This is a genomic window from Mycobacterium sp. MAA66 (assembly GCF_041261665.1).
GTDB lineage: Bacteria > Actinomycetota > Actinomycetes > Mycobacteriales > Mycobacteriaceae > Mycobacterium.
Map to the genome: position 1 here is coordinate 1 of NZ_JBGCCC010000014.1, position 19,629 is coordinate 19,629.

The 19,629-nt window shown below is 64.3% G+C and carries 20 protein-coding genes; 8 read left to right on the forward strand and 12 right to left on the reverse strand.

Going from position 1 to position 19,629, the window contains the following annotated elements:
- Positions 1-92: 92 nt before the first annotated feature.
- From ABIA30_RS25360 to ABIA30_RS25375, 4 genes are all read right to left on the reverse strand, one after another.
- Positions 93-1,652, reverse strand: a complete 1,560-nt coding sequence (locus ABIA30_RS25360) for a class I adenylate-forming enzyme family protein (protein WP_370070592.1) — start codon at positions 1,650-1,652, stop codon at positions 93-95.
- A gap of 158 nt (positions 1,653-1,810) precedes the next feature.
- Positions 1,811-2,653: an SMP-30/gluconolactonase/LRE family protein gene (locus ABIA30_RS25365; RefSeq protein ID WP_370070594.1), complete on the reverse strand. Its 843-nt coding sequence runs from the start codon at positions 2,651-2,653 to the stop codon at positions 1,811-1,813.
- 16 nt (positions 2,654-2,669) lie between these two features.
- Positions 2,670-3,920, reverse strand: coding sequence for an acetyl-CoA hydrolase/transferase family protein (locus ABIA30_RS25370; RefSeq protein ID WP_370070596.1), 1,251 nt, complete (start codon positions 3,918-3,920; stop codon positions 2,670-2,672).
- Between the two features lie 55 nt (positions 3,921-3,975).
- Positions 3,976-5,199: a cytochrome P450 gene (locus ABIA30_RS25375; protein ID WP_370070598.1), complete on the reverse strand. Its 1,224-nt coding sequence runs from the start codon at positions 5,197-5,199 to the stop codon at positions 3,976-3,978.
- A 220-nt stretch (positions 5,200-5,419) separates the two neighbouring features.
- Between ABIA30_RS25375 and ABIA30_RS25380 the strand changes: the two genes are divergently transcribed.
- The 3 genes from ABIA30_RS25380 to ABIA30_RS25390 are packed head-to-tail and all read left to right on the forward strand — an operon-like array spanning position 5,420 to position 6,958.
- Positions 5,420-6,133: a hypothetical protein gene (locus ABIA30_RS25380; RefSeq protein ID WP_370070600.1), complete on the forward strand. Its 714-nt coding sequence runs from the start codon at positions 5,420-5,422 to the stop codon at positions 6,131-6,133.
- Positions 6,126-6,686 carry a cytochrome c oxidase subunit 3 gene (locus ABIA30_RS25385; protein WP_370070602.1) on the forward strand — a complete coding sequence of 187 codons (561 nt, stop codon included), beginning with the start codon at positions 6,126-6,128 and terminating at the stop codon, positions 6,684-6,686. The genes ABIA30_RS25380 and ABIA30_RS25385 overlap by 8 nt, the downstream gene beginning before the upstream one ends.
- A gap of 8 nt (positions 6,687-6,694) precedes the next feature.
- Positions 6,695-6,958 carry a cytochrome C oxidase subunit IV family protein gene (locus ABIA30_RS25390; protein WP_370070604.1) on the forward strand — a complete coding sequence of 88 codons (264 nt, stop codon included), beginning with the start codon at positions 6,695-6,697 and terminating at the stop codon, positions 6,956-6,958.
- Here the strand turns inward: ABIA30_RS25390 and ribA are convergent.
- Positions 6,887-8,206 (reverse strand): GTP cyclohydrolase II, encoded by a 1,320-nt coding sequence (gene ribA, locus ABIA30_RS25395; RefSeq protein WP_370070606.1) that lies wholly within the window; start codon positions 8,204-8,206, stop codon positions 6,887-6,889. The two genes, ABIA30_RS25390 and ribA, sit on opposite strands and share 72 nt — an antisense overlap.
- 279 nt (positions 8,207-8,485) lie before the next feature.
- On the opposite strand from ribA, the gene ABIA30_RS25400 reads away from it, so the two are divergent.
- From ABIA30_RS25400 to ABIA30_RS25420, 5 genes are all read left to right on the forward strand, one after another.
- The gene (locus tag ABIA30_RS25400; protein WP_370070608.1) at positions 8,486-11,200 is read left to right on the forward strand and encodes an AAA family ATPase; all 2,715 of its coding nucleotides are present in this window, start codon (positions 8,486-8,488) and stop codon (positions 11,198-11,200) included.
- 111 nt (positions 11,201-11,311) lie between these two features.
- On the forward strand, positions 11,312-12,229 hold the full coding sequence (locus tag ABIA30_RS25405) for a TIGR03619 family F420-dependent LLM class oxidoreductase (RefSeq protein ID WP_370070610.1): 918 nt from the start codon (positions 11,312-11,314) through the stop codon (positions 12,227-12,229).
- 110 nt (positions 12,230-12,339) lie between these two features.
- A complete protein-coding gene (locus tag ABIA30_RS25410; protein ID WP_370070612.1) occupies positions 12,340-13,455 on the forward strand; it encodes an NDMA-dependent alcohol dehydrogenase in 1,116 nt (371 codons plus the stop codon).
- A gap of 2 nt (positions 13,456-13,457) precedes the next feature.
- Positions 13,458-14,222 carry an SDR family NAD(P)-dependent oxidoreductase gene (locus tag ABIA30_RS25415; RefSeq protein WP_370070614.1) on the forward strand — a complete coding sequence of 255 codons (765 nt, stop codon included), beginning with the start codon at positions 13,458-13,460 and terminating at the stop codon, positions 14,220-14,222.
- Between the two features lie 49 nt (positions 14,223-14,271).
- The gene (locus tag ABIA30_RS25420) at positions 14,272-14,721 is read left to right on the forward strand and encodes an SRPBCC family protein (protein WP_370070616.1); all 450 of its coding nucleotides are present in this window, start codon (positions 14,272-14,274) and stop codon (positions 14,719-14,721) included.
- 1,123 nt (positions 14,722-15,844) lie between these two features.
- Here ABIA30_RS25420 and ABIA30_RS25425 read toward each other — a convergent pair.
- The 7 genes from ABIA30_RS25425 to ABIA30_RS25455 form a co-directional block, all read right to left on the reverse strand.
- Positions 15,845-16,231, reverse strand: coding sequence for a DUF732 domain-containing protein (locus tag ABIA30_RS25425; protein WP_370070618.1), 387 nt, complete (start codon positions 16,229-16,231; stop codon positions 15,845-15,847).
- A gap of 11 nt (positions 16,232-16,242) precedes the next feature.
- Positions 16,243-16,500, reverse strand: coding sequence for a hypothetical protein (locus ABIA30_RS25430; RefSeq protein ID WP_370070620.1), 258 nt, complete (start codon positions 16,498-16,500; stop codon positions 16,243-16,245).
- 154 nt (positions 16,501-16,654) lie between these two features.
- Complete coding sequence (locus tag ABIA30_RS25435) at positions 16,655-17,104, reverse strand: hypothetical protein (RefSeq protein WP_370070622.1); 450 nt, start codon at positions 17,102-17,104, stop codon at positions 16,655-16,657.
- Between the two features lie 83 nt (positions 17,105-17,187).
- Complete coding sequence (locus tag ABIA30_RS25440) at positions 17,188-17,628, reverse strand: hypothetical protein (RefSeq protein ID WP_370070623.1); 441 nt, start codon at positions 17,626-17,628, stop codon at positions 17,188-17,190.
- Positions 17,629-17,689: 61 nt separating this feature from the next.
- Positions 17,690-18,079 carry a hypothetical protein gene (locus tag ABIA30_RS25445; RefSeq protein ID WP_370070624.1) on the reverse strand — a complete coding sequence of 130 codons (390 nt, stop codon included), beginning with the start codon at positions 18,077-18,079 and terminating at the stop codon, positions 17,690-17,692.
- Positions 18,080-18,181: 102 nt separating this feature from the next.
- The gene (locus tag ABIA30_RS25450; RefSeq protein ID WP_370070752.1) at positions 18,182-18,790 is read right to left on the reverse strand and encodes a hypothetical protein; all 609 of its coding nucleotides are present in this window, start codon (positions 18,788-18,790) and stop codon (positions 18,182-18,184) included.
- A gap of 88 nt (positions 18,791-18,878) precedes the next feature.
- Entirely contained in the window at positions 18,879-19,574 is a 696-nt protein-coding gene (locus tag ABIA30_RS25455; protein ID WP_370070626.1) for a hypothetical protein, read from the reverse strand.
- Between the last annotated feature and the right edge of the window lie 55 nt (positions 19,575-19,629).

Below are 19,629 nucleotides of genomic sequence, written 5' to 3' on the forward strand. Positions count from 1 at the left end.
CGCCTCCGCCGGAAACACCAACTCCGTCATGAACTCGATGAGCCTGCCCTGATAATCCCGCGCCCTACCCGACAACCCGAAGTCCATGACGGTCAGACTCCCTGCGCCGGAGCCAGCCCGGCCGCGGCCCGTCTGTCCACTTTTCCCGTTGGTGTAACAGGCAGGGCGTCAACGAATTCCACGATTCGTGGCTTCTTGTACGACCCGAGCTCGTTCTCGGCGTACGCGGTCACCGATGCCGCGTCGAGTTCGGATCCAGACCTGCGCACCACCAAAGCCTTGACCAGTTCGCCCCAGGTCGGGTCGGCGACTCCGACGACAACGACTTCGTTGATATCGGGGTGATTACTGAGTGCGCGTTCCACTTCCGCCGGGAAGATGTTCTCGCCGCCGCAAATGATCATGCTCTTCTTGCGATCGACGATATAGACGTATCCATCCTCATCCCAGGTGCCGATATCGCCGCTGTGGATCCATCCGTCGCGTAGCAGTTCGTCGGTCTCATCGGGTTTGTTCCAGTACCCCAACATATTTCCGGGGCCTTGGTGGCAGATCTCACCGACAGCTGCACTGTCGCGAGGCACCGGACGGCCTGTCTCGTCGAGTACCGCGACCGTACTCAACAGGGCACTGCGCCCGCACGAGCGCAGACGTTGCGGATTCTCGCCGGCAAAGGCGCGCCGGTGATCCTCTGGCCCAAGATAGGTACCTGGCCCCAGCTCTGACATCCCCCACGCCTGAATCATGTCCGCGTCGAACAGATCCGCGGCTTCCCGAATCACTGCCTCACCCATAGGGGCACCGCCGTATTCCACCTGCCGCACCGACGGCAGGCGAACACCGGCATCGCGTACTGCGGAAATCAGTTGGGGCAGCATGGTTGCGACTGCGAAGAAGCCACTGACCCGCTCCGCACGGATGATGTCGACCAATTCATTTGCATTGAAGTTGGCAATGACCACCGGCCGCCCGGCGGCCAGATATGCCAGCGGCATGTAGCCGACGACATGGAAGAGCTGTCCCAACATCAGATAGACGTCAGTCTGCGCGATTCGGGCCGCGGCGAGGTAGTTCAGCGCGCATGCCGCGTACGAACGTTGGCTGTGCACAGCACTTTTCGGAATTCCGGTGGTGCCTCCGGTGGACACCGCGAGATAAGGCCTGTCCAGTAATGAACCAGCGTCCGGGAGCAGAGTCGAACGGTGAGGTCCGGCGTCGACGGCGCGCGCCAACAGCTCTTCGAATTCCGAGTCATGGCCGGTGTCCCACGGCACCCAGGCACGCGCCGGAATCACTGAAGTCAGCTCTTTGATCACCGCCTCATATGACTTCTCGTAGAAGACCACAACGGGGTCGGCGTCACTGAGCGCCTGAATCAGCTGGGCCGGTGACAGCCGCCAGTTCAGTGGGAACAGCAGTGAGCCACTCGCGGCACAGGCCAGGTAGAGCTCGACCATCTCAACGCAGTTGCGTGACAACACCGCCACCCGCTGGCCGGGTCCAAACATATTGAGCAGGCACGTCGCCAGATTGTCCACCCGGTCCGACAGTTCGCCGAAGGTCCGCGCCACGCCGCGTTGGGCGTCGATCAATGCAGGAGCATGCGGGGCATACCGGGCTGCCTTTGATCCAAGTTCTGCGATGTTGATCAACCTAATGTTCTTCCTGCGCCGGGAACGTATGAATTCATCAACAGCGCACCGCGCGGGGCACCCGGTCGGGAAGAGTAGTTGCTACTCCGACCCCACATTTATTGTCATTTGCGTTAGTTTGCGCAGGTCGACTGCGCCGCCACGCTCCGTCAAACGGATCAGACCGAGCAGACCGGTGCCGCCAGACCGGGGCTCGGCGCGGCGGTGACATACACCGAACCACCCTGATCATCGGCGTACTCCTCGTTCACACCGGTCAGGACGAACAGACTCTGGAGGTCGGCACCGCCAAAGCAGATCGACGTCACCAACGGCTGCGGCACCCTCAATTCAGCGGTCTCCGTACCATCGGCGGCCCAGCCCAATACGACGCCACCGCCCGCCATTGCGACATATACCGACCCGTCGGCCGCGACGGCCAACCCATCGGGAATGCCTTCATACCCGCTGACATCGGCGAAGACACGGCGGTCGCCCGATTCGCCGAATGCCCATACCGTGCGCCGGTAGGAGTCCACGTGATACAGCACATCACCCGAGGGCGACACACCAAGTCCGTTCGAAACCAGAACATCATCGGCCAAAGTCGTGACTGAGCCGTCGACGTCGACCCGATAGAGCCGGCCGGGCTGCCGCTGCGCCTCGCGCGCACCTTCGTGTGGGGACGGGCCCGTTCCCACCGAACCGACAATCAGGCGACCTCGTAGATCTGCCGTGAGATCGTTGAAAAATGTTTCATCCTGGCCTGTTTCGAGGATCACCGAGGTTGCGCCGTCGGCACCTTTGAGGGCTACGTTGCGACCCGCCACGACCAGCCCACCGTCCCGATGGGCGACCAGGCCACCAATCCCTTTGCGGTGCGCAATGATCAGTTCCGCGGGACTGTTCAGGTCACCGCTGCAGTACACCCCACCGCAGATCATGTCGGAGAACAACAGTCCCCGATCCGGGTACCAGCGCGCCGCCTCCAGCAGCCCGAAACCTTCCATCAACAGCCGCATCGTGTTTCGTCTCCTTCTACAGTCCCAGTTGCCGGGCGGCGGTGCGCAACCCATCGCGATGCTCGGGCGCTGCCACCTCGATCAACCGCATCGCGCGCTCGCCTTCGCTCACCCCGCGCAGATCTGCCACGCCGTACTCGGTGATCACGACGTCGATATCACTGCGGGCCACCGTGATTCGCTGCACCGCAGGTACGACGCGGCTGATCCCGCCGCGGGCCATGGCCGGCAGCGCAACAATCGATCGGCCCCCACGGGCACGGACGGCCGGGCGCATGTAGTCCACCGATCCACCGATGCCGCCGAGGTAGCGTCCGCCGGCGACCTCGGCGTTGACCTGACCGAGCAGGTCCACCTCGATGGCCGAATTGACGCTGATGAAGTTGTCGATCGAGCTGATCACTGCGCCGTCGTGGGTGTAGTCCACGGATCGCAATTGCAGATCATTCGTGGCGGCCGCCAGCGCCACCGCCCCGGGCCCGCCGAGTATCGAACCCGCCACGGTCGATCCGGTGTCGATCGGCTTGCGGGCGTTGGTCACGACGCCATCGCGCATGAGCTCCAGGATGGTCTCGCCGACCATCCCGGCGTGAACGCCCAGATCGCGGCGGTCCGCCACCGACGACAACACCGCGTCACCGAGCTTGCCGACACCGATCTGGATGCAACTGCCGTCGTGGACGTACTCGGCAACGCGCTTGCCGATGAGCTGTTCGGTTTCCGACGGCCGCCCGCGCGGATAGTCAGGTAGCGACCGGTTGGACTCAACCACAGCGTCGAGGCGATCAAACGGGATGGCGGTATCGCCCGGCACTCGGGGCACATTCGGATTGACCTCGGCAAACACCAGTGGTGCAGCTGACACCGCCGGCCAGATGTAGTCCGAGGCCGCGCCCAAGCTGCACATGCCATCGGCATCGGGCGGGCTGACCAGGACGAGCGCGATATCGGGTCGCAACGGTCCCCGCGTCATCGACCAGCCCAGTTCCGACATGTGACAGGGAACGAGCCGTAATCGACGCTGCGCCAACAGCTTCGCATTCGTTCCCATCCCGACGAAGCTGATCAACTCGACTTCGTCGGGCGCGCGCTCCAGCACCGAGGTCAGGCTCATGCCAGTGAACAGCCGGGTCCCCGTGAGCTGGCGGGGCCGCTCGAACAGCTTCTCGATCAGTGCAGTCGGCTCACCCAGCACCTGACCCGCGACCATCAGGTCGCCCGGTCGAATCCTGTCTCCCAGGTGCTGCAGGTATGAATCTCCAGGCATAGTCAGATCGATCCAGCGGTCACCGTGGCCGGGTCATCCCGGCCACGGTGACTCATCAGACCGTCGCCGCCAGTCCGGCAGCCGATACCGGTGTGAACGTCACCGGCAGGGTCTTCACCGAGTGCACGCCCTGGATTCCACGGAATTCCACTGCCTCAGGGGCGATCTCGTATTCCGGGATGGTGTCGAGAATCTCTTCGAGCAGGACCCGCATCTCCATCCGAGCCAGGCCGGCGCCCTGACACAGGTGGATACCCGAGCTGAACGCGACATGCCGTTTGGCATTGGGGCGGTCGATGTCGAAGACATCGGCGTCGGGGAACACCTCCTCGTCCCGGTTGCCCGCGGCGTACAACACCATCACCTTGTCGCCCGCCTTCATCTGGGCACCGCCGAGCACGGTATCCTCGGCGACCGTCCGAGCCAGATGCAGCACGGGCGAGTCGAGCCGCAGCAATTCCTCGATGGCCTTGGGGATCAAGCTGCGATCCTCGATCAGCCGGGCCCGCGTGTCCGGGTTGAGACCCAGACGCCACAGCAGGAAAGTCATTCCGCCGACGGTGGTTTCGTGTCCGGCGATCAGGAAGAAGAACGCCACGCCCAGCATTTCCTCGATCGCCAGGGGACGCCCGTCGATGGTGCCGTTGACGAGATCGGTCAGCAGATCCTCTTTGGGATTCTGCTTGCGATCCTCGAGATGCTTGGTCAGATAGGTGACGAACTCAAGGGCAGCCGCGGCGTTCGCCTCTTCCTGTTTGAGTTCGGCGGTCACCAGCAGCTCGTCGCTGATGTGAGCAAACCACGGTGCGTCTTCGCGCGGGAAACCCATCATGTCGGCGATGACATACGCCGGGATCGGCTGCGCGAGGTCGGTGGCGAGGTCGGCCTGTCCCTTCTCGACGAAGGCTGCCAGCTTCTCTCGGACGATGCCACGGACCGAATCTTCCAGCCCGGTCACCGCGGTCGAGGTGAAAAACCGCGCCGTCAGCTTGCGCCATTTCGAGTGATCGGGCGGATCGGCCTCGTTGGGCGGGAATTTGATCGGGAAGCCGGTGGGCGGAATTGTGGTGCCCTCACCGGAGATGAAGACACCCGGGTTGCCGAGCATGTCCTTCAGATCGCTGTAGCGGCTGACCACCCAGTGGCCGCCATAGGCATCCGACCAGCGGGGCGGCCCCTTCCGCAGCTCCGCGTAAACGGCCGCCCGGTCCCGTCGCACTCGTTCGTCACTGAAGTCGAAGTTCTCTGCGAGTTCTTCGACGGTGCCGGTATCGGCCATTGATACCACCCTCTAAAGGTCAGAAGTTCTGGGTCACTGCATCCTCCCCGGCTCCGCCGCGGTACCCGCGGCGGAGGGGATGACCCATTGCAACACCGACCCACCCGCACTGTCAACTCTGATGTTGACTCGACTTCGAGCGGGCGCCTACGCTCATCGCCGACGCCGACCTCAGCCGCCGACCGGGCCGGCCATGAAATACGGCAAGAGGAGACTCCTGGTGCAACCAGCCCTGCAACGTGCCTGCGCTTGGTGCGGAATCGGCTTCCTGGTAGTGCTTTTCGTGATGTTCATGATCGTTGCCGGCCTCATCCCGCCGCTGTCACCGACATCGAGTGCCGAGCAGATCACTGCGCACTTGATCGACAACAAGCTGCGCATCCGGTGGGGTGTCGCGCTCATGCTGGTGACGTCCGCTTTGGTCGTGCCGTTCAATGCCGCACTGGCGCTGCGGATTCGGCGCGCTGAAGGCGGCCGCTGGGGCGTGCTGTCGATCACCCAGCTCCTGGCTGCAGCAGCGCTTTACCCGGCCGGGTTCTACTGCCCGTTGATGGTGCTGGCATGCGCGACCTTCCGGCCCGAGAGTCGTCCGCCGGAGCTGACGCTGGCACTGGACGACCTGTTCTGGTTGATGCTGATCGGCTTCGTGGGTCCGCTGGTACTGCAGGCTTTGGTAATCGCCGTCGCCACGTTCACCGATACGTCAGCGACACCGACGTTCCCGCGCTGGTTCGGCTATTTCAACATCTGGTACGCCGTGCTCGCAGCGCCTGCTGCGCTGGTGGTCGTGTTCAACGACGGGCCCTTGTCATGGAACGGCGTATTCGCCTTCTGGGTTCCACTCGGAGCCTTCGCGGCCTGGTATATCGCACTGGTCGTGCTCATGCTGCGCGCGATCGAGGTGGAGGCTTCCGAGCTGACCCCACATGCCTGAACGCGTAGTACCCGCAGAGCCGGGCACCTGGGTGTTCCTCATGGGCGACATGTTGGTGTTCGGCATCTTCTTCTCCACCTTCATGGTGGAGCGCGCCAAGGCCCCCGAACAGTTCGACGTGGCACGGCGCACCCTGCACACCGGTATCGGTGTGACGAATACCTTTGTCCTACTGACGAGTTCGCTTCTGGTAGCAATGGCGATCGCCGCGCTGCGATCCGGCCGGTCGACCACCACGCGCAGGGCGATGTGGCTCTCGATGTGCTGCGGCGCGCTGTTCGTCGGTCTCAAAGCCGTCGAATACAGCTTGCTGCTGGCAGATCATCACGGTGCCGGCAGTGGGACCTTCTACCTGTACTACTTCATCCTCACCGGTCTGCATCTACTGCACGTCTGTTTGGGCCTGGCGGCGTTGGCCTTCATCTACACCCAGGCCCGCCATCCGGTCCTGAATCCAACCCGCGTGGCAGTGGTCGAGGGCGCAGCCTGTTTCTGGCATCTCGTCGACCTGCTGTGGGTAGCCCTGTTCCCATTGCTCTACTTGGTGAGCTGAGTGTCCCGATGATTCAAAGCTTGTGCACCCGAACAGGTCTCAGTTGGCTACTGCTGATCGCTGCCACTGCGCTGTCGACCCTACTGGGTATCGAACACAGCCTCGGCGATCATGTCGCGGTGGTGGTGCTCGGACTGGCCGCGGCCAAGATCCGTCTCATCGGATTGGATTTCATGGAGTTGCGTAGCGCGCCGGTCGCCTTACGCGCGACCTTCGAGGCTTACTGCGTCACCCTGTGGGCGGTGCTGTCGGGCCTCTACCTGTGGCTGTGAAGGCGTCAGGTGGCTGTCGACCGGCCCGGCAGTCCCATCGGTGTCGAGCTGGTGACCCATCCGGGTCTGCTTGGTCCATAGGTACCGCAGGTTGTCCGCGGACGGCGTGGTGATCAGCGGGATGCGCTCGACGACGTCAATTCCGTTGTCGCGCATGCCGGTGACTTTCACCGCGTTGTTGGTGAGCAAGCGGATCTGCTCGATCCCCAGGGTCTTGAGCACCGCAGCCGCACCCGCATACTCACGTGAGTCGTCCCGGTACCCCAGCGCCAAGTTCGCATCGACGGTGTCGAGACCCTGATCCTGCAGTGCATAGGCGCGCAGCTTCGGCAGCAGTCCGATTCCCCGGCCCTCGTGTCCGCGGACATAGATGATGGCACCGGTTCCCTCGTCGGCGACCTGCCTCATGGACATCTGGAGCTGCTCGCCGCAGTCGCAGCGCGCCGAACCGAGCGCATCGCCGGTCAGGCACTCGGAGTGCAACCGGACCAGCATCGGCTCCTCACCGCCGAGCTCGCCGCGCATCAAGACGACGTACTCCAGCCCGTCTCCGCCCCGGAATCCGAAAGTGCGCCAGTCCCCATAGCGACTGGGCAACACCGTCTCGGCGGCAAGCCGCACCGCGCCGCCCGTCACCGCCGACTGATCCGCCCAGTGCGGTCGGTCGCGGAGGTAGTCCGCGATGTCGGCGACGGACACCATGGGAAGCCCGTGCCATTCGGCGAACGATCTCAAGACTGCACCCCGTGCCATGGTGCCGTCGTCGTTGAGAATCTCGCAGATGACACCGGCCGGGGTACGACCAGCCAGCCTCGCCAGGTCGACCGAGGCCTCGGTGTGACCGCGCCTGGCCAGCACACCACCCGGGGTGTACCGCAACGGGAACACGTGCCCGGGGCGACGGAATTCTGACGGCACGCTGTTGGCGTCGACGGCCCGCCGAATCGTGGCGGCCCGATCGGCCGCGCTGATCCCGGTACTGCCCGGAACATCGAGGTCGATGCTGACGGTGAAGTTGGTCTCCGAACTTCCGCCGGGCACCATCGGCCCTAATTCGAGGGCGTCCAGCCGGTGCGGCTCCATCGCGACACAGACCAAGCCGCGCCCGTGGACCGCCATGAATGCGATCGCCTCCGGCGTCACCGCATCGGCCGCGATCACCAGATCGCCCTCATTCTCCCGATCGGTGTCATCAGTGACGACCACGAGACCACCACGCCGAATCGCGTCAATCGCTGTCTCCATCATGCGCACCACGCTACGACCGCCCGTTCATTCAGTCAACACATGTGTTGATAACCTCGGTGCAGTCACCGCGGGTGCCGCCGATTTATCGGCGCCCCCACCGCGTCGGCACCTACCGCCCCAGCAGCGTCACCTGCGATTGCTGGCGGGGCGGCATCAATTGACGGACGACCCGATCGATGCTGCTATGTGACCGACGCAACACTTGGAGTACGGTTTAGTCGAGCTTGCTCTGCACAGTTCGTCACAGGCGACGAAGGACGCGGGCCGGAATTGGAATCTATGGTTACGAGCACCGATTGGCCGTTTGTCGGCCGCGGCAACGAACTTGCCGCGCTGTCCCGGATGGTTGCTGACCCCAGTGCACGCGGTGTGGTGCTGGCCGGACCCGCCGGTGTCGGGAAGACCCGGTTGGCAACCGAATGCGCCGCCGCCGCCAAGGATTGCGCCGTTGCCCGCGTCGCCGGGCACCAGTCATCGGCGCAACTTCCCTTTGGCGCTCTCACCCACCTACTGCCGTCCGTGGACCACGGCGAGGAGGCGATGCGCCAAGACCGCGCGGGGCTGTTACGGCAGTTCGCCGACGCACTGATCAAGAGCGCAGGTTCGCGCCGGCTGCTCTTGCTGGTCGACGACGCCCACCTGCTCGACATGGCGTCGGCCACCTTGATCCATCAGCTCGCGTTGACCGGATCGGCATTCGTGCTCGCCACCGTGCGTGCCGGCGAGGTCGCGCCGGACGCAGTGGTGGCGTTGTGGAAGGACGGCCTGATCGAACGCCACGAGGTCGTCGGGCTGCCGATCGCGGCCACCGAACGCCTCATCTGCGCAGCACTCGACGGGGTCGTCGACCCCGATACCACCCTCACGCTGGCCACCCACTGCCACGGCAACGTGCTGTTTCTGCGCGAGCTGGTTTTGGGGGCAGTCGAAGACCGCACCCTGCGATACGAACACGGAATGTGGCGCCTGGCGCGCCCGTTGCGACCGTCCAGCAGATTGGTCGAACTCGTCGAATCCCGACTCGGTGAGCTCGGGCCCGACGAGCGCGCCCTGATGGAGTTGGTCAGCCTCGGCGAACCCCTGGGGCAGCGCGAACTCGAGACACTGGGCGATGCCGACGTGGCCGAACGCCTGGAGCGGGCCGGCCTGGTCCGGGTGGAAGTCAACAATGGTCACCTCCAGGTGCGTCTGGGCCACCCGGTTTACGGCGACGTGCTGCGGGCCGGTCTACCTGTGCTGAGAGTGGCGTCGATATCGCGGGCACTGGCCGAATCGGTCGAGGCCAGCGGTACCGCCAACGACGAGGAAGTGCTTCGGATCGGCAGTTGGCGGTTGATCGGCGGCGGCGGCAGTCCGCAGGTCATGCTGGCCGCCGCTACTGCCGCACGCTGGCGTTACGACTTCCCGCTCGCACAACGACTGGTGCAGGCCGCCCGCGATCTCGGCGGCGGCTTCGACGCAGACCTGCTCGCGGCGCGGTTGTCGGGAATCCAGGGCCGCAGCGACGCTGCCGAGTCTGAACTCGCCGTTCTGGCCGAACTCGCCACGGACGATGCCCAACGCGCCAAGGTGACCATCGCGCGGATGGACAATTTCCTGTACTCCGACCGCCCAGGCGACAGTCTGCAGGTGGCGACGGCGGCGGAAACCACCATCCGGGACCGCCACTGGCGCGACGAGATCGTCGCCCGCAGATCGGCCATCCTGGTCGCCACGGACGGTCCGCTGGCCACCCTGAAGGCTGTCACCCCCTTGCTCGCCGGCAGCACCAGTAACAACGCGCTGGTGTGGGCGTGCCTGACCGGGGCCCGCAGCCTGGCCCGAATGGGACGATGCCAGGAAGCACTGCAACTGACCGAGCGCGGCTACGCGACCCAGATAGCACTTACCGAACCCATCGAGTGGTATCCGTGGTTTCACCTGTTCAACCGCTGTGAAGCATTGCTCAACGTCGGACGACTACACGATGCCGAGGCCCTCGCGCGGGCCGAATACACTGCCGGCCTACGTGACCACTCTCCGGAAGCGCAGGGCTGTTTCGCCCTCCAACTGGCGAAGGTCTGCCTGCTACGTGGTCGGGTTCGCGATGCCGCTACGCACGCCCGAGAAGCCGTTGCGGTCCTGCGCCGTATCGGCCGGCCGATGTTCCTCCATGAGGCGCTGCACATCCTGGCCATGGCCCGGGCACACACCGACGAGATCGAAGCTGCCAACACGGTGCTGGCCAAGATCGACGAGTTCGACCTCCCCCGGCGCACCTACGACGCAGCCGACGCACTGGTCGCGCGAGCCTGGATGGCCGCAGCCCAAGCCCACCTCCCACAAGCCCGCAAGCTGGCCGACGACGCGGCCCAGCTGGCACTGAAATCGGGGGATCTCGTGGTGGCGTCGGTTGCCATGCACACCCAAGCCCGCTTCGGTGCCGCAGCCGAGGTCACCGAAGCACTGGACCGGCTCGAGCGCCGCATCGATCCCGGCCTGGTCAATCCCCTGGCCGCGCACGCTCGCCATCTTGCCGGCGACAATCCAGAGGGATTGCAGGACGCCGCAACGGCATTCGCCGAACTGGGCGCCGATCTGCTGGCCGCCGATGCCGCTGCCGACTCCGCCGTGTCGTGGACCCGCCACGGACACCAGCGCAACGCCGCGGCGGCCACCCGGATGGCCGTCGACCTTGCCGAAGCCTGCCAGGGTGCGACCACGCCGGCCCTGCAGTCCATCAACGCCCGCGCGCGCCTGACGCCGGCCGAGCACGAAACAGCCGCGTTGGCCGCTTCGGGTCTGTCCAACAAGGCGATCGCCGACGAACTGGTGCTGTCGGTACGCAGCGTCGAGAATCGCCTGCAGCGGGTCTACGAAAAGCTCGGCATCAGCAGTCGTGCGGCACTTCCGCTCGCGCTCAACATCTCGACCCGTCGGCCACCCCATAGTGACGCCGAACCGGCCTCGCCACGACCCCGCCGGCGCCAGTCCGTACCCCAACCTCATCACTGAGGCCACCGTTGTGGCTGTGGCCCAAAGGTTCTCGCCGCACAAGAGCGATATCCAACAGGATGTCAACTCATATGTTGACCGATGGCGCCGGTTTCCCTACAGTCTGTTGCAATGAAGCAGTCCCTCGGCGCAAAGCTGCCCGGCATGATCCCCCGCTGGGCCGCCGGCGTTTGCGACATTCCTGATCTAGTGCTCGAGCTCGAGCAGATCGGCTTCGACGACGTGGTCGACGGCGAGCACATCCTGTTCACCCCCGTCATGCACCATCCGGGCGGATCGGGAAACATGGTGCACGGCCGCGATATCCAACACTCAGACCGGGCCGACACCCTTGTCGTGTTCGCTGCGGCCGCGGCCAAGACGAGCTCCATCCGATTCACCTCCAGCGTGCTGCTCCCGGCAGCGCACAGCTTCGCCGTACTCGCCCGCCAAGCGTCCACCCTCGACGTGATATCGCGCGGGAGGTTCAGCCTCGGCGTCGGAATGGGCTGGAATGCAGACGAATTCACGGCGCAGGGCATCCCGCCCAGAGAACGTGACGCCCGGGCCGAGGATGCCATCCGCGCCTGTATGCAGTTGTGGCAGCCGGGCCTGTCGAGCTATCAGGGACGCTGGATCCAGTTCCGGGACGTGATCAGCGAGCCAGCCCCGATCACCCCTGGCGGGCCGGTCGTCTGGTGGGGCGGAAACGCAGTGAAAGGCCCAACCGCTCGACGCGTCGCCGAATTCTGCGCGGGCTGGCTGTCTCGCGAGGCCGCCGACTACGACGAGATCGCCCGATCCATCGAGTCGATCCGCGAGAAGTGCGCCGAGATCGGACGGGATCCCGCGACGGTCTCCTACCGATGCTCACTCACGCCGACCGGGTGGCCGGTGCCCGAGAACGTCGACGATCTGATCGACGCTGCAGTGGACAGTGGACGGCGACTGGCAGGTCTCGGCATCACGAATTTCACGCTGCCACTGAACTATTACCAGCTCGATCTGGATGCGTTGCCGCAACTGCTGGCGGCGTTACGGTCGGCGTAGCTACCCGTCAACCATCCGTCAACACGATAGTTGACAAGGTCACACGTTGGTGCCAGTGTCTGTTGGCAGGAACCCATACCCAGCCGTTGGTTGGCCCGAAAGGCGATTTCATGAAGGTGCGCGCTGCTGCGTTGCTGTCAGCTCCCGGTAAGTACGAAACGATCGAGGTCGAGCTGGACGGCCCGCGGCAGAACGAGGTACTGGTCCGCGTCGTCGCCGCCGGCCTCTGCCATTCGGACGACCACATCGCCACCGGAGACCTGCCGGTGGGCAAGTATCCGGTCGTCGGTGGCCACGAAGGTGCCGGCATCGTCGAAGAGGTCGGTCCCAACACGACCGGCGTCCAGGTGGGCGATCACATCGTGTTCTCGTTCATGCCGGTGTGCGGTCGCTGTCGGTGGTGCGCCACCGGCCGCCAGAACCTCTGCGATCTCGGCGCCCTGCTGCTGGCCGGCAGTCGGTACGACGATCCGACCAGCTACCGGATGACCCACAACGGCGAGGCCGTCGGCCAGATGTGCGGAACCTCGACCTTCGCCGAATACACCACCGTTGATGTTCGATCAATCGTGGTGATCCCCAAGGACATTCCCCTCGACGTCGCCTGCCTGGTCGGCTGTGGCGTCATCACCGGATGGGGCTCGGCCGTCAACGCCGCGCAGACCGGTCCTGGCGACGTCGTCATCGTCATGGGTGTCGGCGGCATCGGGGTCAACGCGGTGCAAGGCGCCCGTCACTCCGGCGCAGCCCAGGTGATCGCCGTCGACCCGGTGGCCTCCAAACGCGAGTTCGCCACCTCTCTCGGGGCCACCAGCGCGTTCGAAACCATCGAAGAGGCAGCCGACTACGCCCGGTCGCAGACCAACGGTCAGGGCGCCGACTCCACCATCATCACCACCGGTGTCACCACCGGCGACCACATCGCGCAGGGCTTCGCCTCGATCCGTAAGGCGGGCACCCTGGTGGTTGCGGGATTCGGCAATCCCGCGGCGGTCGGCGTTCCGATCTCCGGCCCGGAACTGGTGCTGTACCAGAAGCGAATTCAGGGTGCGATCTTCGGTATGGCCAATCCCACCTACGACATTCCGCGGGCGCTGGACCTCTACCGCCAGGGCGCGATCAAGCTCGACGAGCTCATCAGCCGGCGATACACCCTCGACGACATCGCGCAGGGTTACGTCGACATGCATGCCGGGCTGAACATCCGCGGCATCGTGACCTTCTGAACGTGTCCCTCAACTCCAGATTCAGTCTGGACGGCAAGGTCGCCGTCGTCACCGGAGCCAGTTCAGGGTTGGGACGTGGGTTTGCCCTTGCTCTCGGCGAGGCAGGCGCCAGTGTCGTGCTCGGTGCCCGACGCGCGGATTCGCTGGACTCGGTGGCAGACCAGATCTCCAAATATGGTGGTGCGGTGAGCGTTCGCCGCACGGATGTCACCGATCCGGCGGACTGCGATGCGTTGGCACAGTCAGCTGTCGAGGACTTCGGGCGGCTCGACATTCTGATCAACAACGCCGGGATCGGCACCGCCATCCCAGCGCTTCGCGAGACTCCCGACCAGTTCCGCTCGGTGATCGACGTCAACCTGCTGGGCGCGTACTGGATGGCACAGGCGAGCGCTCGACTCATGGCTCCGGGTTCGAGCATCGTCAACATCTCGAGCGTGCTCGGACTGGTCAAATCGTATGCGCCCCAGGCTGCTTACGCCGCAAGCAAGGCCGCCGTCGTCGGCCTCACCCGCGACCTCTCACAGCAATGGGCCAAGCGCAAAGGTATTCGCGTCAATGCCATCGCCCCAGGCTATTTCGCCAGCGAGATGACCGATGAAGCGGCATCCGCCAAGCTGGACACGTTCATCGAACAGACCTGCACACTCCAACGCTTCGGACAACAGCAGGAACTGGATGCCGCGGTGGTGTTCCTCGCCAGCGACGCCGCTTCCTACATCACCGGGGTCACCTTGGCCGTCGATGGCGGGATGTCCAGCCACTGAGGTGTTCACCACCGAACACCTTGTTGCACAGCATTGTTAGGGAGACTGCGTGCCATTCCAGGAACAGCGATTCGATATCGAGATCGCCAGCAGTGCGCGTGCCGATCAGCTCTTCGGTTTGCTTGCGGACGCGCCGGCGTGGCCGGCCTGGTTCCGACCGGCGCGTCGGGTCAGCTGGAGCAGTGAGCACCCCGCCGGCGGCCCCGGCGCGGTACGCCTGGTGACGATCGGCCCGCTGACGGTGACCGAACGCGTCCTCGCCGAAGAGCCCGGCGTTCATCACGCCTACTCCATCGAGACGGTGTTCCCCGTGCGCAACCATCGGGCCGACGTCTGGTTCATTCCCAGTCAGACCGGAACACACATCCGGTGGGACAGCTCGTTCACCCCGAAGTTCCCGGGCACCGGCACACTGCTGCGAGCCGGGCTGGAGTTCGGGGTACAACGGCTGGCGGCAGCGTTGGTCGCTGCGGCCGAGGCACTTCCACGTTCCTCGTGACTCGACGATCCGACAACGGGTCACTCCACATCCACACCGGTGGCGAACTCCCTGTGCACGTGACCAACCGGAGTCCTGTGGCCTGAGGCCGAGGTCGAAACGGAACGATGACAGACACTGCGGGTGGCTAGCGCCATCCATCGGGATGGATCGGCGTACTTCGGAAAGCATTGGCCCAAAGGGCCGTTGGTGTTCTCATCGGTGCCGTGTCGCCAACCCAGCCGGGCTTCATTCTCAACCCACACGCTGACGGCCCTAGCCGTTCGGATCCCCCGATGCAGGCGGGTCCGGCACGGTCGCCGATGCCGGCGCGCTTGACGGAGGTGGACCGGCAGATTGTTGCCCGCTCGGAAGCGCAGTCGTTGGCGCCAGACCGGGCTGAGCGTCTGGCGCGGTGTCGCGTGCTGGTGCGTCCGGTGGCGGTGCGTCGGGTGGCGGTGCGTCCACGGATACGGATTCGACGGGGCCGGGCGCGGGGCCGCGCGGCTCGTCACCGAATCCGTAGTGCTGATCCCGTGGCCGGGGCGCAACTACAGGCCCACCCAAGTCCCCAAACACCTTCTGCAGGTTGGCTAAATAGTGCGGATCAACGCGTACATCAGCCGACGCAGGACCGCCCGACGCACCGGTCAGACCTGAACCCGATGAGCTAACGGGGACGATGTTGAGTCCCATAGGCGGGGCTGGGCCGGCACCACCTGCCGCCGGCCCTTCCGCGAGAAGCGGGGAAATCGCTGCACTGACAACCCCAGCCGCGGCCAGGTAAGTGATCACGGCAAGCCCGAAGGCCGGAGTCCGCGCCATGCGAGCTCCCCGCTGCCATACCGACTCGTGGCAGGTGACGAGCATGTCGGCGCCGACGTCAGGGATCCGAGGAGCTTGGATCACGCGGATCAGCCGCGCCAGTGGCTGGGCCAAGTCCTGGCGCACGAACAATACCGTTGAGGCCAGTCGACCGCCCGCAGCGTGCTGTGCCGGCATGCGATGGCTGTGAGTTGCCTTGAGCTTTCGTCGTTCCACGGGCGGTAACGAGTGCGCCGGCGGATGCGATCGTCCATGGCCGCCTCTTGCCCGGCCGACGATCTTCGGCACCACTTCCTTGACGCCCATCTGCAGACGCCGCTCAGTCGCCAATTCGTGAAATGTACTGGGGGCAGTATTCATTGACGGCCAGCACGAGGAAGCGGTGCGCCTTATCGGAGTCGACGCTCAGATAACGCTTGATGCGATCCGATACCTGATCGGGATCCCTGTTGAAGAAACCGATGAAATAACACGCGGACCGAGCCGTGCTGATGAGATTTTGGGAAGCCTGTATGAAACCGAGAGCCTGGGTGTCGCGTACGAAGCTGGCATCGTCTGCATGTGCGACCGGTGATCCCGACAGCGTGAGTGTCACCGCAGTGATGGCGCAACCCATCTTCAGGGCATACATTCGCATTCGGATTCCCTTCGATATGGGAGGGCGCCTTTTTGGCGGAGGGCTCACGGCGTCCAGGGTGAAGTCCACACTGGCTCCGTTCAATTCGGGCACAGGTAGATGAAAGCCAGTTGCGTAATGGCGGACGGTACGAGTGTCGCCTCTTGCCCGACGAACCCGCGGGCGCGTTGCTGACAGGCATATCGACCATCGACCATCAGCTCTCCGTCGCTACGGAATGCGGTGTCGTTGTGGCTGATTGTGAGCACCGCGCGCACCTGTTGGAGGTACTGGATCTCGGCCGGAGTCAACGGGGTCAACGGATCGGCCTGCGCCGGCTGTGCCCAGGCCACATTCATGGCGATTGTCAGTACCAACCCAGCCGAAGGCCACCTTGGGGCACTCAACTCCACCTCCTCCTCGAATGCCGATATCCACGAAATAGCTTGGTCAACAGATTGTTTCGACTTTGGATCCTCACCAAGCCGACTGATCCGCAGCACCGCACGTTCGTCACGGCGGGCCCAGCCAGGTCCGGGTCGGCGTGACGAAGAACTTGAACGGACCGCGCGAGCAGAAGGTGCTGGTATCAGCCATGGTCGCGCATCTGGTCCCGTTGTACTCGATGTAACTGCGCGGGGGCAGCTCCCGCTGCGCCTGTCCCGGCGGGAACTGAACCGCCAGTGCCGGGTCGTAGCGAGGTTCGATCTGTCCGGTGATCCAACCGATGTTGTTCGTCCCCGGCGGCGCGCCACGAATGTCGCCCCTGCAGCCGAAGCTTCCCCGGTCCCAAATGCCGCAGTTGAGCCCAAGCGGGGTCGAAAACCACACGCCGCCAACACTGTTGGTGAAGTAGTCGTCGTAGCGCACCAGGTCGTAATACCTGAGGATGAGGTTGGCGTCCGGGAAGGGACTGGGCGGAGGTCCGCCGGACGACCCATCAGCCGGCTCCGCGTGCGCCACGGGCGAGGCGACGAACACTAGCGCGCATCCGGTGGTCGCCAGCGAGCGCCCGACTCGTCCGACTGCACGACCAAGCCGCCCGGTCACGGCAGGTTTCCCGGCGACGATTCGTTCTCCGACGTGTGCGGCACGCTGCCGTAGCACGTCGCATTTCCGACATCGAGGATGCTCTCGCAGAGCACGTTGGTGCCTTCGGAAATACGCACTGTCACAAAATGATCCAGCAAGACCCGCCCGACCGTTGCAGCCGTGCGAAAGTTCGGCCGCCAGTCAGCCCGCAGTTCGGCACCGTCGGCAGTTGGGCTCTTTGCGCTCACCACCGGCACGGTCAGCGTCCAGGGCAGCGGCACGTCTTGCAGCAGGTGTTTACCCGAGATGTCGCGATACTCAACGCCGGCCAGCTCGCCGACCGAATCGGAGAAGATGTCGTAGGTCACCGTGTCTTGCGCCCACGCGACCGGCATCTGCACCAAGCCCGTAATGCCGACGGCGACCGAGACCGTCATCGGCAGAATTCGATTCACGTGGCTCCCTTTCTGATAGGCGAATGAAAATATGACAGCGTCGACCGCAACCAGAGGCTGCCTAGGCAGCCAGCACGACGATCGTCAAAGTCATGTCCTTGGACGTGTTGTGCAGCGCGCTCACGCCGTAATCGGTGTAGGAACAGTCCGGAATCTTGAGATAGCCCTGCAACAACAGCGCCTTGATCGAGTCGGCATCGGTTGCCCCGGCACCGGACAAGATCGCCGCCTTGCTGCCGCCGTAGCCGAGGTCTTTCAGTCGCGGTAACGCGTCGGCCTCCGGTTCGAACCGCGCTTCGTGATTGAGCCACTTGTCGTTGGATGCATTGACTTCTGCGGCCGTCTTCTCGACCAGCGGATCGGACCGCAGCGGCCCACACGTCCCCGCCCGCGCCGCCAATAGGGCAGCCCGCAGAGTGTCGCTGGAATCGGCCACCGCCGAGGGCGCCATGGCAACACCTGCAGTGGTCAATACGATCAGAGCTGCGCATGTTCCGCGCGCGACGCGGCGACCTGGTCTCATCGTGTTCCTTCGAATTCGCACGGGCATGTCCTATTCGCACACGTGCGAGCGGTGGATGTCCTCGCCCCAACGCTTCGCCTTCTGCACCGACGGTCCGGTGAACCAATCCGGCTGATGCGCCAAGATCCCGTTGTTGACGTTGGACAGTTGCTCCCACAGCTTGTAGAACTGCTCGCCCTTGTAGATGGGAAAGTAGCTGTCGCCGTAGGGGTTCTGGGCTCGGGTCAGCGACTGGGCCCGCGGTGCGAGAAAGTCGACAGCCTTACCGATGTTTCCGGTGACGATATCGACCTGCTGCTGAACATTGCCTTGCGTGTAGTCGTAGTCACCCCAGACACCGATCCGGTTGAATTGGAGTCTGTCGATCTGAGCGCTGAGCGTGGCGTATTGGGCGTTGTACCACTGACACATTTCACGCATCGCCGTGATGTCGGCGTCGGTGACTTCGTTGCGCGTTTGATCGTAGGGAAAGGGGAACTGCGGCGCCCAGGCCGACGGTGTCGGCGTGGTCACCGGTAAGGCCCGAATCAGTTCGCTGTTGCTGGGTGGATCGGGAAGCGGGGGTGCAACATCAGGACCGGCACCTGAAGTTGAGCTCGTCAGTATGGCCATCGCCGACAAGAGCCCCGCACAGCCCATGGCGGCAGCACCGCGTCGAATTCTGTCTCTCATCGTCGAACTCCTCTCGTCCTCACCGTGGCCCCATTTCCTTCGACGTCTGTCGGAGTTATTTCGGGCCCAAAGCCGAGCCGATTCCACCGACGTCGGTGATCTGCCAGTTGTTGTTGCTGTCGATCGTGGTGCTATAGGTCGCCGTGGACTGCAGTGCCTCTGGCGCCTGCACCGTCTTGGTACGAACGCTCACGAAGCTGTCGACGACGTAAATGCCACCGGTGTGGGACCTGACCTTGGCGACCAGTGGTTGCGCGGTCGAACTCCATTGCAGCGGGACCAGGACCTGTTCCATGGAGGTGCCGGCGTCGGAGAGCTTCTTGTTGAGTTCCGGGCTGGTTCCCGCCACGAGTCTGACGTGCCAGCTCTGCAGATCCTTGTAGTCCATCGTCGCGGCGTTTACCGCGTAATCGAGAGCGATCTTCTCGGCATGCGCAACATTGGCCGATTCGATGGCTTGGGCGTCCAACTGATGGCGCGCCCCGAGATACAGCGCACCCAAAACGCCTGACACGGCGACGAGTGCCACGATCACCGCACCGACCACCAACCCACGGACGCTGATCGAAACGGACCGTTGTCGGCGGGTTGACTTCACTTCCTCGGGGCCGTCTTCCTCGGGGACGTCGGCCTGCCCCGCGTCGAATCGACCATCGGCCTTGGGCTCGGCGGGTTCTGGTCCGGAAGCGGCGTCATCGGCGGCGTCGACCTCACGTGTTGCCTCTTGCATTTGGGTCCCGTTATTGCTCATCGTGCAACCTTTCTCGAAAATTACGTCCCTGACGAGCACGCGATCGCGGATCCGG